The 466-nt window shown below is 65.0% G+C and carries 1 protein-coding gene; it reads left to right on the top strand.

Going from position 1 to position 466, the window contains the following annotated elements; all coding sequences use genetic code 11:
* Window positions 1-76: 76 nt before the first annotated feature.
* Window positions 77-466: alternative ribosome rescue aminoacyl-tRNA hydrolase ArfB (arfB, locus tag AACY08_RS29405; protein ID WP_339472598.1), on the top strand; the 390-nt coding region annotated here is incomplete at its 3' end.

The following is a 466-nucleotide window of genomic DNA, read 5'->3' as shown; positions in this document are numbered from 1 at the left end:
ATTTGGCGAAGCATGAGGGACGGAACAAGCCCGCAACCAATCGACCAACGCCTGCGCATGTTTTAGGAGGACGCACATGGTCGCCATTCCCGTCACCCGATCGATCAGCATCGACAGCGACGAGCTGCAGGAATCCTTCACCCGCGCCGGGGGCCCCGGCGGACAGCACGTCAACACCACCGAAAGCGCCGTGCTGTTGCGCTTCGATGTCGGCGCATCGCCATCGCTGCTCGATGCGGTGAAGAACCGGCTGGCGGTGCTGGCAGGATCACGCCTCACGCGCGACGGCGTGCTGGTGCTGCGCAGCGAAGGCGCACGTTCGCAATTGCTCAACCGCCAGGAGGTGCGCGAACGCCTGATCGAGCTGATCCGCGAAGCGACCATCGTCCCCAAACGTCGCCGCCCCACCAAGCCCTCCAAAGCCGCCAAGGCCAAGCGGATGGAGGGCAAGACCAAGCGCTCGACG

Source organism: Pseudomonas sp. EL_65y_Pfl1_R83 (assembly GCF_963970695.1).
Classification (GTDB): Bacteria; Pseudomonadota; Gammaproteobacteria; order Pseudomonadales; family Pseudomonadaceae; genus Aquipseudomonas; species Aquipseudomonas tritici.
The sequence above is the reverse complement of the archived record's forward strand: the minus strand, read 5'-3'. Positions and strand labels throughout refer to the sequence as shown.